Genomic DNA, 14,127 nt, shown 5'->3' on the forward strand with positions numbered 1-14,127 from the left:
CTCAGCCGGGCTCCTTCACGGCTTGCGCCGCTGCACCGTGCGCACGACCGACCAGCCGACACCGCCGGCGGCGAGCGCGACGAGCAGCCACTCGGGGAGCGTCCCCAGCCGGGTGGCCGGGGTCTGCGACGAGCGCTTCGGCACATTCGCCACCAGCGCGTCGGCGGTGAACATCCTGGTCTTCTGCGCGACCGAGCCGTCCGGCCGGATCACCGCGCTCACACCCGTGGTGACGGGGACCATCACCGCCCTGCTGTGCTCGACGGCCCGCACCCGCGACATCGCGAGCTGCTGGTAGGTCATCTCGCTGCGGTCGAAGGTGGCGTTGTTGCTCGGTACGGAGATGATCTGCGCCCCGGCCCTGACCTGGTCCCGCACGGCCCAGTCGAAGGCGGCCTCGTAACAGGTGACGGGGCCGACCCTGGTCCCCGCCATGTCGAAGTCGGCCGCCTTGTGCCCGGGTACGAAGTCCTTGCGGACCAGATCCACGTCGGAGCTGAACAGCCGGAAGAAGGACCGGTAGGGCATGTACTCGCCGAACGGCTGGAGCCGGCGCTTGTTGTAGGTGTCGACCGGGCCCTTCCTGGGGTCCCAGAGGATCTGCTGGTTGAGCGGGGATCCGGCGCCGTTGTCCGGGGTGACGACGGCTCCGATCGAGATGGGGGCCTTGATCGCCTTGGCCGCTCGGTCGATCTCGTCGTAGGCGTCGGCGTTGAGGTACGGGTCGATGTCCGACGAGTTCTCCGGCCAGAGCACCAGGTCGGGCTGTTCGGCCCGGCCCGCCTTCACGTCGGCGGCCAGCTTCAGCGTCTCCTTCACGTGGTGGTCGAGCACCGCGCGGCGCTGGGTGGCGAAGTCGAGCCCCATCCGCGGGACGTTTCCCTGGATGAGGGCGACCGTCGCGGTCCCGTCCTGGGCCCCCGTGCCGACCAGCGGGAGCGCCGCGAAGCCTGCGGCGACCGGCGCGACGGCGAGGACGGCGGCGGTGACGATCCGGCGGTCCGCGAACTGCCGCAGGGCCGCCGGGCGGCGTACCAGCTCCCCCAGGCCGAAACCGCACAGCACGACGGCGAAGCCGAGCAGCGGTGTCCCGCCGACGGCGGCCAGCGGCAGGAACACGCCCTCGGGCTGCCCGAAGGCGACCTTCCCCCAGGGGAACCCTCCGAACGGCACCCGGGCGCGGGCCGCCTCGACGGCGATCCACACCGCGGCGGCCCAGAGCGGCCCGAGCGGCAGCCGGGAGACGTACGCGATTCCCGCGCCGGCGACAGCGACGAAGACCGCTTCGGCCGCCACGAGGCCCAGCCAGGGAACGGGGCCGACCTCGACCCCCGTCCAGACGAGGAGCGGCAGCAGATAGCCGAGGCCCGCGAGATAGCCGAGACCGAGCCCGGCCCTGGCCCTGCGTCCGTGCAGGGCGAGCCCCAGCACGGCGAAGGCGACGGGCGCCAGCCACCACAGGGGCCGTGGCGGGAAACTCGCGTAGAGCAGCAGGCCGGACGCGACAGCGGCGGCGGGCCGTACGAGGCGGCGGGCCAGACGTCGTCCGCGCGGCTCTTCGGAGGGCTGCGGGGAGAGCCGCTCGGGCTCGTCCGTGGAGGTGGTGGGGGCGCTCACCAGGCGGAGTCTACGGTGGCGGGCTGTGCGTCCGGCAAGTGCGGGCCCGCGGGCGGCGGCGAAGGACGCGGCGGAGCGCCGCGGCCACAGGCAGTCCGCTCCCTGCGGGCCGGTCAGCCCGGCGAGAGCCGCAGCCGGTCGCGGATGATCCGGACGGCGGCCTCCGCGTCGTCGACGGTGACGGTGAAGCTGCGGCCGTCGCCGAGGGTGAGCACCAGGCCCTCCCCGCGGCGCACCACCACGGCGGACCCTTTCTCGGGGCGCCACCGGTATCCCCAGCCGCCCCACTGGCGCGGGGTCACGGCCGGGTCGAAGTCGGCGCCCACCACGTGGTCGAGGAGGATGCGGCGGCGCGGCAGACCGATATAGCCGCAGCGCACCTCGAAGGAGTGGTCGTCCACCTTCACCGAGACGTGCACGAAGGCCAGGGTGCCGTACAGCATCAGGAGGCCGACCAGCACGCAGCCGATCACGGCCATCAGCAGGGGCGCCCGGTCCGATGTCCAGGCGGAGTCCACAGCCAGTTCGATCCCGAGCGCCAGGCACGCCGCCCCGGCGAACGAGAGCAGCCACTGCACACGGTTGGTCGCCTGGCCGGTCCAGACCCGGGAGCCGGGCTCGCTGTGGTCCCTCATGCGTAGCAGCCTACCCACCTTCCCCGGGGGCGGCGGCGGTCCGGCGGGGGGCGCGCGTTCAGCGGGCGGGGCTGACGGCCTGCAGCAGGCGCCCTTCCACATACGTCAGTGCGGCGACGGGGAGGGGTCCCTGCTCTCCGCTGAGGAGCACCGTCAGGCCGGCGCCGGATGTACCGCCGGACGTGGGCCGGTCCCCGATGCGGCGCAGCGCCTGGGCGGCGACGGCGCCCGCCGATCCGTAGAGCTCGGCGGCGGGGCTGCCGTGCCGCCGTACGGCGTCGGCGATCCGCTCACCGACCAGTTCGTAATGGGTGCAGCCAAGGACGACGGCCCTTACGCCGGACGGGGTGAGCGCGGCAGCCGCGGCGACGGCCTCGTCGATAGCGGCCTCGTCGGCGTACTCGATGGCGTCGGCCAGCCCGGGGCAGGGCACCTCGGTGACATCCGCGCCCGTGGCGAACTCGCTGATCAGCCCGCGCTGATAGGCGCTGCCGGTGGTCGACGGGGTCGCCCAGATCGCGACGGAGCCGCCGCCGGCCGCGGCCGGCTTGATGGCGGGCACCGTGCCGATGACCGGAATCGCCGGCTCCAGCGCGGCGCGGATGGCCGGCAGGGCGTGGACGGACGCGGTGTTGCAGGCGACGATCAGCGCGTCCGGCCGGTGCGCGGCGGCGGCGCGGGCCACCGCCAGGGCGCGGGCCGTGATGTCCTGGGTCGACCTGGGGCCCCACGGCATGCTGCCGGGGTCGCTGGAGAGCACCAGATCGGCGTCGGGCTGCTGACGGCGTACCGCGGCCGCGGCCGCGAGAAGGCCGATTCCGGAGTCCATGAGCGCGATCTTCACCCGGTCACCCTAGTCGACCGCTCGTCCGGGCCCGCCCGGGTGGGGCAGACTTCGGCAGATGAGCGCCATTGCCTGGATCGCCGTGTGTTCGCTGGCCGCGTGGGCGTGGCTGCTGCTCGGGCAGGGTTTCTCCTGGCGGACGGACCAGCGGCTGCCGCCGCGTGCCGCTCCCGCGGTCTGGCCCTCCGTGGCGGTGATCGTGCCCGCCAGGGACGAGGCAGGGGTCCTGCCGCTGAGTCTGCCGTCGCTGCTGGGTCAGGAGTATCCGGGCGATGCGGAGATCTTCCTGGTCGACGACGGAAGCTCGGACGGCACCGGGGAACTGGCCGCGCGGCTGTCGGCCCGCCACGGCGGGCTTCCGCTGACCGTCGTCTCCCCCGGTGAGCCCGGGCCCGGCTGGACGGGGAAACTCTGGGCGCTGCGGCACGGGATCGCGCTGGCCCGTGCGCGGGGCCCCGAGTATCTGCTGCTCACGGATGCCGACATCGCCCATGCGCCGGACAGCCTGCGGGAGTTGGTGGCCGCCGCCGGTTCGGCCCGGCTCGACCTGGTGTCCCAGATGGCGCGGTTGCGCGTCGAGAGTCCCTGGGAGCGGCTGATCGTGCCGGCGTTCGTGTACTTCTTCGCTCAGTTGTACCCGTTCCGGTGGATCAACCGGCCGGGGGGCCGTACGGCGGCCGCGGCCGGTGGCTGTGTGCTGCTGCGGACCGAGGCAGCCGAACGGGCCGGTGTCCCGGAGTCGATCAGACAGGCGGTGATCGACGATGTGTCGCTGGCCCGCGCGGTGCAGCGCAGCGGCGGCCGCATCTGGCTGGGGCTCGCCGACCGGGTGGACAGCGTGCGCCCCTACCCACAGCTCCGCGACCTCTGGCGGATGGTCTCGCGCAGCGCGTACGCCCAGCTCAGGCACAACGTGCTGCTGCTCACCGGTACCGTGCTCGGCCTCGCTCTGGTCTATCTCGCGCCGCCGGTGACGCTGGCCGCCGGCCTGCTGTCCGGTGACGCACCCGCCGCGTGGGCGGGCGGGCTCGCCTGGCTGGTGATGGCGGGCACGTATCTGCCGATGCTGCGCTACTACCGGCAGTCGCCCCTGCTCGGCGCGGCCCTGCCCTTCACGGCGCTGCTGTACCTGCTGATGACGGCCGACTCGGCGGTCCAGCACTACCGCGGTCGCGGCGCCGCCTGGAAGGGCCGGACCTACTCCAGGCCGGAGCCGGACCCGGCACCCGGCCCGGCAGCCTCCGCCGGTACGGACGACGCCGGGAACGGGCCCGTCCTCCCGCCGGGGGCGGCGCAGGATCTCTGAGCGCCGCCCCGGCCAGCCGCGCCCGCTCAGGGCGCGGCGGGGAGGCTCACTTCCTGCCGGGCGTCCAGTTCATGCCCCAGTCGTAGGCACGGTCGACGGTGCGCTGGGGACTGACTCCCCTGTCGGGCACCAGATAGCGGGCCTCCCGCTGGACGACGAGGTCCCCGGCGTTGTTGGTGATCAGTGCGAGCGCGCAGACGGTGGAAGGCACGGTGCACTCGTCGAGCGAGAAGTCGATGGCCGCGCCGTTCTGCGGCTGGAGCGTGACGGTGGCGTGCAGATCGGCGAAGCTCCTCGCGCCCTCGTAGATCGTCACGAAGATGAGAATCCGCCGGATGCTGTTCTTCTGGTCGAGGTTGACCGTGAGATTCTCGCCGGCCGAGACGGAGCCCGTGCGGTCGTCACCGTCGAGATGGATGTACGGCGCGCTGCTGAGCGATCCGAACGCGTTGCCCAGGGCCTGTACGACGCCCTTGCGGCCGTCGGTGAGTTCGTAGAGCGCGCAGAGGTCGAGGTCGACGCCGCCGTTCCCGGCGACGGCCTTGCCCAGCTTCGCGGCCCAGCCCTTCGGCTGTGGCCGGCGGGACTCCCAGTTGAGATTGACCCGCATGGCACCGGAAGTCCCGCCCTGCTTCGCGAGGGAGACCGCCGGCGCCTCCTTCGTCAGGGTGACCTTGCTCAGCCGTACGGGAGCGGGCGGCGCCTGCGGGGCGACGGGCTCGGCCGGCGGCGGCGCGGCAGGCCGGGTCCCGGGAGCGGGAGGAACCGGTGGGGCGGGTGGTGCCTGCGGGGCCGCTGCCCGGGTCTGCGGGGCGGGCCGCTGCGCGTCGTCCACGCTGATCCCGAAGTCCGTGGCCAGCCCTTCGAGCCCGGTGCCGTACCCCTGGCCGACCGCCCGGAACTTCCAGGCCCCCTGCCGCCGGTAGAGCTCGCCGAGGAGGAAGGCCGTCTCGACCGTGGCGTCCTGGCTGTCGAAGCGGGCGATCTCCGTGCCGTCCGCCGCGTCGAGGACCCGGACGTACAGACCGGGCACCTTGCCGAAGCTGCCCCCGTCGGCGGATGCCGCGAGGACCACGCGCTCGATGGCGGGCTCCACCAGCGAGAGGTCGACCGAGAGGGTGTCCGTAGCGAGGCCCTGCGCGGTCGTCTTGCCCTCGTGGCCGACCGCGCCCGACGCGTGCCGCGGCTGGTTGTAGAAGACGAAGTCGGCGTCCGTGCGGACCTTTCCCGATGCGAGCAACAGCGCCGACGCGTCGACGTCCGGTACCCCCGGGCCCGGCCGCCATCCCAATTCGACCCGCACGGCCTGAGCCGACACCGGAACATTGGTTCCCTTAAGCATTGACATGCTCGCCCCCAACTGGCGTCGTGAAGCCGTAGATCTGCGTATGGCCAACCTAATCGCAGCCACCGGCGAGCGCTCCCGAGGAGCGCGGGAAGATCGTCGCTCCATCCGGCGGCAACCCGTCGGTAACCGGCCCGCGAGCAGGCCTGTACCCGATCACAGCGCCACTTGACGACCGATTTTGGCAAGTTCGCTCGCATTGGGGATCCACAGTCACCCGGAACGCGCAAAACAACCCTCTTATCGGGCTCCCCAATCAGCACATCGTGGGCTTTACTTATGTGCCATGACGTCCCCCCGTGCGACCTACGGCGGCGGTTACTACTCCGCGCCGTCCTTCCCGGACACCCCGATCTACGATTCCCTTGTCGCAGAGCGGGGCACCCCTCAGATCGCTCCGATCCGAGTGCCTTCCGCGTACGACACCGGCAACAGCTACCTCCCTGCGCTGCCCTCGGCGCTGCCCGCGCTGCCCGCCGGTCCTTCGCAGCAGGCGCCGTCCTACGGCTATCCGCAGCCCATGGCTCAGTCCGCGCCGATGCAGCACGCGCCCGCGCCGTACATCCCGCAGCAGGCCACGGCGCCCCGCGGCTACCCGGGACAGCAGCAACAGCAGCAGCGGCCCGGCGCCGGGTACGAGGCGATGCGTCCCGCGCAGCGGCCCGCCCCCTCGCCCTACGACGATCCGTACAACCGGCCCTACCAGGGCCGCGGGTACTGACCGGCCTTCCGGCGCGCCGGAAGCGGATGGCAGGATGACTGCCGTGTCGCAACCGGTCAACGCAGTTCTGCACGAGATCCACATCCATCCGGTCAAGTCCCTCACGGGGTGTGCGCAGGGTTCGGCCACGGTCGAGCCCTGGGGGCTGGCCGGAGACCGGCGGTGGATGCTCGTGGACGAGACGGGAAAGGCCGTCACCCAACGTCAGCACGCACGGCTGGCGTTGGCTGCCGCGCAGCCGCTGCCGTGCGGCGGTGTCAGGCTGTCCGCCCCCGGACTCGAACCGCTCACGGTCACCGTGCCGGAGCCGGTGGGCACGATCGGGGTGCAGCTCTTCCGGGACAAGATCGACGTCATCCCCGCTGGTCCGGCGGCGGACGCCTGGTTCAGTGCGTACCTCGGCGCGGCCGTACGCCTGGTCCATCTCGACGACCCGGCAGTGCGGCGCCCGGTCAATCCGAAGTACGCGCGGCCCGGCGATACCGTCAACCTGGCTGACGGCTATCCCCTGCTGCTCACGACGCTCTCCTCGCTCGACGCCCTCAACTCCCTCGTCGCGCGGGGTGACCTGCCGGAGGAGGGGCCCCTTCCGATGGACCGGTTCCGGCCGACCGTGGTCGTGTCGGGCACCCCGCCCTGGGCCGAGGACGGCTGGTCCCGCATCGCGATCGGCGCCGTCGTCCTGCGGGTCGCCAAGGCCTGCGGGCGGTGCGTCATCACCACGATCGACCAGCGCACGTCCGAGCGCGGCAGAGAACCGCTGCGGACCCTCGCGCTCCACCGCCGCGTGGACAATGACCTGCCGTTCGGCCAGAATCTCATCCCCGAGGGGACCGGTGTCCTGCACGTCGGTGATCCGGTGCACATCCTTGAATGAGACCCCGGTCCTCAGGGAACCCACAGAGACGACAGGCTCGTTGTACGGCGTGAGACGGCCCTCGCCGCGCCCGTCGTACCCGGGCCGTGCCCAGTGAGGTCGTGGACGGATGCGGAAGGGGGTGCGGGACCGTGCGAGCAGCAGCCGGCGTGTGGCGCTGGCGGCGCAATCCCCTGCGCCGCGGAACCGATCTCACCGAGGCGTGGGTGGCGCTCGTCGCTGTGGTCCTCATCGCCGTCGCGGGGCCGCTCGTGGCCTGGCTCTGCGGTTCCCTCACCGAGAGCGCCCTCCAGGACGCCGCACGGGACCAGCGCCGGCACCGGCACATGACGACCGCCACCGTCGTGCGCGCGCTGCACGACCGGCCGGTGGCGGCCAACCCGGACGGGATATCGGACGCCGTGCCCCGCGGCCGGGCCGCCGCGGTCTGGACGGGTACGGACGGCAGCCGCCACCGCGGGGCACTGTCCACGTTCAAGGGTGACAACCACGCCGGCGACCGGCTGCGCATCTGGACGGACGACCGCGGACGCCTCGTCAACAGACCCATGAGACCACGCACGGTGACGGCGCACGCCGTGCTCGCGGGCTTCGGGGCCGGGGCCGCGACGGCCGTGCTCATCGTGGGCGGGCGCCGGGTCGTCGTATGGCGGCTGGTACAGCGGCGGTACGCCAGGCTCGACCGCGCGTGGAGTGAAGCCGGTCCCGACTGGGGACGCGCGGGCGCAGGCAGCTGAGACCGGCTCTCGCGTCAACTCCCGCGTCCCGCGCGCGCTACGGTGGGGCCACATCCGTCGGGCACACGAGGTGGGGGCACAACAGCGCCATGGCACAGGGCACGGTCCAGGTGACGTACACCGGAACATCCAGGTGGCGGCGCCGCACAGGTGAGTACGTCTCCCTCTCCGCAGCCCTGGAGGCCGCAGGTGACGGCGATGTCCTCACGGTCACTCCCGGCACCTACCGCGAGAACCTCGTCGTCCAGCACGCGATCACGCTGCGCGGGACCGACGGCGCAGCCGGGTCCGTCCGGATCGCGCCCGCCGACGGCATCCCGCTGACCGTGCGGGCGTCCGCGGTCGTCCAGGACCTCCAGATCGAGGGCCAGGATTCGTCCGCGCCGGCCCTGCTCGTCGAGGAGGGCACCCCCGAGCTGCTGGATCTGCGGATCGTCACCCGCTCCGCCGTCGGTATCGAGGTGCGCGGAGCGGCCCGGCCCACCGTGCGCCGCTGCACCGTCGACAATCCGGCCGGTGTCGGCATCGGCGTACTGGACGGCGCGGGCGGGGTGTTCGAGGAGTGCGAGGTGGTCGCGGCCGGCCAGTCGGGCATCTCGGTGCACGGCGGCGCGCACCCCAGGATCGAGCGCTGCCGGGTCCACCACGCGTCCGGGGCCGGACTGAGCGTCTCCGGCGACGGCAGCGGCCTGGAGGCCTTCGGCTGCGAGATCTACGAGGTCAAGGGCACCGGCGTGCAGGTCGCCGCGCGCGCGTCGGCGCATCTCACCGACTGCACCGTCCACCGCACATCGGCCGACGGGGTCACTCTGGACACCGACGCGGTGCTGACGCTGTCGGACTGCGACATCCACGACATCCCGGAGAACGCGGTCGACCTGCGGTCCCGTTCGGTGCTCACGCTCACCCGCTCGACCGTCCGGCGCTTCGGCCGCAACGGTCTTTCGGTCTGGGATCCGGGCACCCGGGTGGACGCCAACCAGTGCGAGATCCACGACAGCACCGGTGACTACCCGGCGGTCTGGGTCAGCGACGGGGCGACGGTGGTGCTGGACGCCTGCCGGGTGCACGACGTACCGGACGCGATCTTCGTACTCGACCGCGGCTCACGGGCCGACGTGGTCGACAGCGACCTCTCCCAGGTGCGGAACACAGCGGTCTCGGTGAGCGACGGCGCCACCGCGCAGCTGGACGACTGCCGCATCCGGGAGGCTTCCACCGGGGCCTGGTTCCGGGATCACGGCAGCGGCGGCACGCTCAGCGGCTGCACCATCGACGCGGCGCAGACCGGTGTCATCGTCACCAAGGGCGCCGATCCGAGGATCGAGCGGTGCACCGTGACCTCGCCCGCCGAGGCCGGCTTCTATGTCTCGGCCGAGGGGCGCGGCACGTTCCACAACTGCCGGGTCACGGGCAGCGCGGGGTACGGCTTCCATGTCATAGACGGCTGCCGCACGACCCTCACCCGCTGCCGTACCGAACGGTGCGCCCGCAGTGGTTACGAGTTCGCGGACGGCGCCCTGGCCGAGGGCGGCGCGGGCGGCCCGCTGGTCGAGGACTGCACGAGCGACGAGAGCGGTCTGCTGACGGAGGGCCAGGCGGGGGGCGGGGCTCCGGCCGTCGCGACCGCGACACAGACGGCCGGTCTGCTCGGCTCGCTCCCCGGGCCCCGCCCTGACCGGCCCGCGGCGCAGGCCGCCGCCCCCGGCGCGGTCACCGCGGACGACCCCATACGCTCGTCGGTGGACGTCCTGGGTGAACTCGACACCCTGGTGGGTCTGGAGAGCGTGAAGCGCGAGGTGCGCGCCCTCACCGACATGATCGAGATCGGCAGGCGGCGCGCCGCCGCCGGCCTCAAGGCCGCGTCTGCCCGCCGCCATCTGGTGTTCACCGGTTCCCCCGGTACGGGCAAGACCACCGTGGCCCGGCTGTACGGCGAGATCCTCGCCTCCCTCGGGGTGCTGGAGCGCGGGCACCTCGTCGAGGTCTCCCGGGTCGACCTGGTGGGCGAGCACATCGGCTCGACGGCCATCCGCACCCAGGAGGCGTTCGACCGGGCCCGGGGCGGAGTGCTCTTCATCGACGAGGCGTACGCCCTCTCCCCCGAGGACTCCGGCCGGGACTTCGGCAAGGAGGCCATCGACACCCTGGTCAAACTGATGGAGGACCACCGGGAAGCGGTGGTGGTGATCGTCGCCGGTTACACCGCCGAGATGGAGCGCTTCCTCGGGGTCAACCCCGGTGTGGCGTCCCGTTTCTCCCGGACCATCACCTTCGGGGACTACGCCCCCGATGAGCTGCTGCGGATCGTCGAGCAGCAGGCCGAGGAGCACGAGTACCGGCTCGGCGACGGAGCGCCGGACGCCCTGCTGAAGTACTTCACGGTACTGCCGAAGGGCCCCGCCTTCGGCAACGGAAGGACCGCCCGGCAGACGTTCGAGTCGATGGTGGAACGGCACGCGGGCCGGGTGGCCCAGCTCACCGAGATGTCGACCGACGACCTCAGTCTGCTGTTTCCGGAGGATCTTCCCGAACTGCCGTGACACGGCCGGATCCGTCCTCCGCGGAGCCGGGCCGCGCGGAACCGGCCTGCCCCGGGTCCTGCTCTCCGCCGGGGGGCCGCGGCGTGTTCCGCGGCGGCGCCTGGTACGGAGCCTGGCGCGGCACCGTCGCCGCCAGCCGGCTCAGCAGCGCGGCGCGCTCCTCGGCGAAGGCCGGGTCCGCCTGGTAATCGGAGTGGCCGAGGACCGGGTCCGGCAGCGGGTGTTCGCGGGTCCTGCCATAGGCAGCCGGATCCAGGAGCGGCCCCCGGTCGACATCGCTGCCGCGCAGCACCCAGCCCCCGATGGGGTCCGTGGCCCGCCACAGATTGCGCCAGCACGGCACCTCTTGGTGCAGCCCCTCCAGACAGCCGGGCCCGAAGTACGCCGGGAACCACCTCCCGTACAGCCGCTCCAGCGGTGAGCCGTAGGTGAGCAGCGCGACCCTGCGGCGGGTACGGGCGGGCAGCTGCCAGACCGCTGCAGCGGCCAGGACACTGCCCTGCGAGTGACCCGAGATGACGAGCCTGCCGCCGGTGAGATCGGTCCAGGTGAACATCCGCCAGGTCAGGTCCGGTACGGCGCGCTCGGCGTAGCAGGGCGGCGCGAAGGGGTGCGCGGCACGCGGCCAGAAGGTGCCGACGTCCCAGAGGATGCCCACACTGCGCCGGGCCGACGCGTCACGGTAGGCGCGTCTGCCGAGAGTGACGAACAGGACGAAGCCGAGGCCGACCAGCCAGGATCCCACCGCCTGCGCGGCGTCGGTGGCGGACGCGATGAAGGAGGGCGCCGTGTCGGCCGCCCTGCCCGGTACCTGGTCGCTGAGCCAGGAGCCGGCGAGCGCGCCCCCGCCGAGCAGCAGGGTGGCCAGCGAGACGATGCCGACGAACGGCGGCGCGGCGTCGGTGAGCTGGGCGCGGGCGCGCACTCCGGCGATCTGCCGGGTGCGCACGGTGTCCGGCTTCTCCCGCGGATAGTCCGTCATGAGGGTCCGCGCGATACGGCCCTCCCTGCGCAGCGTACGCAGGGCGTAGTACGCGACCGGGAGCAGAAGCAGGAGCAGCAGGACCGGGATGACGGACGCCTGCCAGCTGAGCAGGACCGGCGGCCCCGGGATGGAACTCTTCCTGCCCATGCCCGGGGTGCCGGGGCCGTCGAGCCAGTCGGCCACGCGCTGGGCGACACCGCCGGTCATCACACCGCCGAGCGCGCAGGCGAGCAGGGCCACCGCGGGGCCGCCGAGTCCGCGCAGCGCGGTACGGGCGTGTGGCGCCCCGCGGTACATCGCCATGGCGACGGCCGCCAGGACGACGACGAGGGCGAGTTGGGCGAGGGTCAGGATGCCGAAGGCGCGGTCGCCGGGGAGCGGGCCGCCCGACCGCCAGCCCGGCCGGGACCAGGCCGCGTACACGGCGGACAGCACGAGGAGGGTCAGTGCGCCGCCCGGCAGCAGGGTGACCACCGCGCGGTCGAGCTCCTCGTCGAGCCGGGTCTCGGTGCGGCCCCTGCGGCAGACGACCCAGACCACAACTCCGGCCGCCACGACCAGCGTTGCTTCGAGCAGCCATCCGACGGCCTCCAGGAGGGTCGCCGATGAACGCCGGTCGAAGGCGGCGGACGCGACGGTGAGCGCGGCGGCGACGGTCAGGAAGCCGGCCGCGGTGTGCGCGGCGCGCAGTCGCGCGACGAGCCTGCGTCCGTACCAGAATCCGGGCCTGCCGAGCGCCGGACGGCAGGCGTCCCCGTCCTCGGCGTCCGGGGGATCCGCGGCCTCCCCCGCGCCCGCGGCCCGCGCGTCCTCGCCCAGCGGCTGCTGGGACTCGTACGCGCTCCACGTGCGGTTGGAGAGGTACCAGAGGAGCGCTGTCAGGGCGGCGGGGACGAGCGCGGCCGCCACCAGTCTCCGGCCCGGCTGGGCCCACCAGCCGCCGTGCGAGGCGGCCAGGAAGCCGAGCCAGGACTTCCCGCCGGAGCAGCCGGCCGACCCCGCGCACTGCCAGGCCGTCAGGTCGAGTGCCACTTCGCAGGCCGCCGCGACGAGCAGCACGGTGAGGGTGAGCGCGACCAGCCGCACCAGCACGCCGTACAGCCGGACCGTCCGGGCCCCGCCACGGCCGGACGGCAGCATCCAGTGGGCGAGGTTCACCACCATGAAGGGGAGCAGCAGCAGCCACAGGGCGCGGGCGCTGTTGCCCGAGGTGAGGTTGGACCAGACGTACGCCTCGGGGACCGGGCGGTCCCGGGGCACCTGCGGGTGTGCCCCGGGGCCGGCGTCCCCCGCGCGGCGGTAGACGGCCGCCGTCTCGTCGCCGGAGACCCGGACGGTGCGCGCGTCTCCGAGCATCTCCTGCGGGGTCGCCCCGCCGACGCCGTGAACGAGGAGTTCGAGGGTGGGGGCACTGCTCGCACCGGGGGGCGTGGCTGGGGACACTGCGGTGGCTCTCTCTCCTGGAGGGGCGGCCGGCGGGGTGCGTCCAGGATCCAGGACGGCTGCCGGCCGCCGCACGGCTCTCACTGAATCTCCCCCCGGAAGAGGAGCGGCAACCAGTGGCACGCCGGGGAACTCTGCATGCGAGGATGAGGGATCCCCGGTGGCCGGAGGGACGAGCCCCTGGCACCGCATCGGCGCGTGGAAGGACCGGATCCTGCGGTGAGCGACAATCAGAATCTGCTCGCGGAGCAGCGTCGCGCCCTCATCCTCGACGAGGTACGGCGCAGGGGCGGCGTCCGCGTCAACGAACTCACCCGCAAGCTCAATGTCTCCGACATGACGGTCCGCCGTGACCTGGACGCGCTGGCGCGCCAGGGCGTCATCGAGAAGGTGCACGGAGGCGCGGTACCGGTCGTCGAGGCGTCCGCGCACGAGCCGGGATTCGAGGCCAAGTCGGGGCTCGAACTCAGCGCCAAGGAGGACATCGCGCGGGCCGCGGCGGTGATGGCCGCGCCGGGCAGCGCCATCGCCCTGTCCGGCGGGACCACGACGTACGCCCTCGCCCAGCAGCTGCTCGACGTGCCGGATCTGACCGTGGTGACGAACTCGGTGCGTGTCGCCGATGTCTTCCACGCCGCTCAGCGGGTCTCGGGCGGGGGCGGGCAGCGGCCGGGGGCCGCGACGGTGGTGCTGACCGGCGGAGTGCGTACGCCGTCGGACTCGCTGGTGGGCCCGGTGGCCGACCAGGCGATCCGTTCGCTCCACTTCGATGTGCTGTTCCTCGGTGTGCACGGCATATCGGCGGAGGCGGGGCTCTCCACGCCCAATCTCGCGGAGGCCGAGACGAACCGCAGGTTCGTGCAGTCCGCGCGGCGGGTGGTGGTGGTCGCCGACCACACCAAGTGGGGCACGGTCGGGCTGAGTTCGTTCGCGACCCTGGAGGACGTGGACGCGTTCGTCACCGATTCCGGGCTGTCCGCGGAAGCACGCGAGGAGATCAGCGAGTACCTCCCGGGGCTCGTCGTGGCGGGCGGACGCGAGGCGAACGGCTGACGAACGGCGCGGCCGCACGGA

Annotated in this window: 11 protein-coding genes; 6 read left to right on the top strand and 5 right to left on the bottom strand. The window is 73.0% G+C overall.

The genetic code is table 11. The features are described from left to right. Positions 1-15 precede the first annotated feature (15 nt). The 3 genes from lnt to OG917_RS03660 form a co-directional block, all read right to left on the bottom strand. Positions 16-1,617, bottom strand: a complete 1,602-nt coding sequence (gene lnt / locus OG917_RS03650) for an apolipoprotein N-acyltransferase (RefSeq protein ID WP_328316052.1) — start codon at positions 1,615-1,617, stop codon at positions 16-18. A 113-nt stretch (positions 1,618-1,730) separates the two neighbouring features. Next, on the bottom strand, positions 1,731-2,252 hold the full coding sequence (locus tag OG917_RS03655) for a hypothetical protein (protein WP_328316053.1): 522 nt from the start codon (positions 2,250-2,252) through the stop codon (positions 1,731-1,733). 58 nt (positions 2,253-2,310) lie between these two features. After that, the gene (locus OG917_RS03660; RefSeq protein WP_328316054.1) at positions 2,311-3,096 is read right to left on the bottom strand and encodes a glutamate racemase; all 786 of its coding nucleotides are present in this window, start codon (positions 3,094-3,096) and stop codon (positions 2,311-2,313) included. A 58-nt stretch (positions 3,097-3,154) separates the two neighbouring features. Here OG917_RS03660 and OG917_RS03665 point away from each other — a divergent pair, with 58 nt between their 5' ends. After that, positions 3,155-4,402, top strand: coding sequence for a glycosyltransferase (locus OG917_RS03665; protein ID WP_328316055.1), 1,248 nt, complete (start codon positions 3,155-3,157; stop codon positions 4,400-4,402). A gap of 46 nt (positions 4,403-4,448) precedes the next feature. Here OG917_RS03665 and OG917_RS03670 read toward each other — a convergent pair whose 3' ends face one another. Beyond that, positions 4,449-5,750, bottom strand: a complete 1,302-nt coding sequence (locus OG917_RS03670; protein ID WP_328316056.1) for a TerD family protein — start codon at positions 5,748-5,750, stop codon at positions 4,449-4,451. A 283-nt stretch (positions 5,751-6,033) separates the two neighbouring features. On the opposite strand from OG917_RS03670, the gene OG917_RS03675 reads away from it, so the two are divergent. The 4 genes from OG917_RS03675 to OG917_RS03690 all read left to right on the top strand — a co-directional run bounded on the left by OG917_RS03675 (position 6,034) and on the right by OG917_RS03690 (position 10,625). Continuing rightward, positions 6,034-6,468, top strand: a complete 435-nt coding sequence (locus OG917_RS03675; protein WP_328316057.1) for a DUF6643 family protein — start codon at positions 6,034-6,036, stop codon at positions 6,466-6,468. A gap of 43 nt (positions 6,469-6,511) precedes the next feature. Then, entirely contained in the window at positions 6,512-7,345 is an 834-nt protein-coding gene (locus tag OG917_RS03680; RefSeq protein WP_328316058.1) for an MOSC domain-containing protein, read from the top strand. A 131-nt stretch (positions 7,346-7,476) separates the two neighbouring features. Continuing rightward, positions 7,477-8,082, top strand: coding sequence for an Rv1733c family protein (locus tag OG917_RS03685; protein WP_328316059.1), 606 nt, complete (start codon positions 7,477-7,479; stop codon positions 8,080-8,082). An 89-nt stretch (positions 8,083-8,171) separates the two neighbouring features. Beyond that, on the top strand, positions 8,172-10,625 hold the full coding sequence (locus OG917_RS03690) for a right-handed parallel beta-helix repeat-containing protein (RefSeq protein ID WP_328316060.1): 2,454 nt from the start codon (positions 8,172-8,174) through the stop codon (positions 10,623-10,625). Here OG917_RS03690 and OG917_RS03695 read toward each other — a convergent pair. Further along, positions 10,585-13,053 carry a hypothetical protein gene (locus tag OG917_RS03695; RefSeq protein ID WP_328316061.1) on the bottom strand — a complete coding sequence of 823 codons (2,469 nt, stop codon included), beginning with the start codon at positions 13,051-13,053 and terminating at the stop codon, positions 10,585-10,587. The genes OG917_RS03690 and OG917_RS03695 overlap by 41 nt on opposite strands. Before the next feature lie 219 nt (positions 13,054-13,272). Between OG917_RS03695 and OG917_RS03700 the strand changes: the two genes are divergently transcribed. Then, positions 13,273-14,106, top strand: a complete 834-nt coding sequence (locus tag OG917_RS03700; RefSeq protein ID WP_328316062.1) for a DeoR/GlpR family DNA-binding transcription regulator — start codon at positions 13,273-13,275, stop codon at positions 14,104-14,106. Positions 14,107-14,127: the final 21 nt, after the last annotated feature.

The sequence above is a fragment of the Streptomyces sp. NBC_00388 genome (assembly GCF_036061255.1).
Classification (GTDB): Bacteria; Actinomycetota; Actinomycetes; order Streptomycetales; family Streptomycetaceae; genus Streptomyces.

Bases quoted from the DNA above. Each gene is read 5' to 3' on its own strand.
- OG917_RS03690 (WP_328316060.1), top strand. From the start codon at position 8,172: ATGGCACAGGGCACGGTCCAGGTGACGTACACCGGAACATCCAGGTGG.
- OG917_RS03665 (WP_328316055.1), top strand. From the start codon at position 3,155: ATGAGCGCCATTGCCTGGATCGCCGTGTGTTCGCTGGCCGCGTGGGCG.
- OG917_RS03670 (WP_328316056.1), bottom strand. From the start codon at position 5,750: ATGTCAATGCTTAAGGGAACCAATGTTCCGGTGTCGGCTCAGGCCGTG.
- OG917_RS03675 (WP_328316057.1), top strand. From the start codon at position 6,034: ATGACGTCCCCCCGTGCGACCTACGGCGGCGGTTACTACTCCGCGCCG.
- OG917_RS03655 (WP_328316053.1), bottom strand. From the start codon at position 2,252: ATGAGGGACCACAGCGAGCCCGGCTCCCGGGTCTGGACCGGCCAGGCG.